Genomic DNA, 235 nt, shown 5'->3' with positions numbered 1-235 from the left:
GTCATCATCACCACCAATCTAAGTTTCTCGGAATGGTCGAGTGTATTTGGCGATGCCAAGATGACGACAGCCCTGCTGGACCGACTGACGCACCATTGCCACATCGTTGAGACGGGTAATGAATCTTATCGGTTTCAGCACAGTAGTCTGTCGGCAAAGGCGCGAATCAAATATAGGGAGCAAAAGCGGGAGGGGGCGGACGAGGCATTCTGACGGGAAAATCCACGGGTGAGAC

The 235-nt window shown here is 52.8% G+C and carries 1 protein-coding gene; it reads left to right on the top strand.

The window, feature by feature from the left end; translation table 11 throughout:
• Positions 1 to 213, top strand: a 213-nt coding sequence (locus ACUHMQ_RS21520) for an ATP-binding protein (protein ID WP_445297448.1), incomplete at its 5' end; no start/stop codon positions are given.
• Between the last annotated feature and the right edge of the window lie 22 nt (positions 214 to 235).

This window comes from Chitinimonas violaceus (assembly GCF_052601015.1).
Note: the sequence above shows the minus strand (reverse complement) of the source record. Positions and strands in the feature narration are given on the sequence as shown.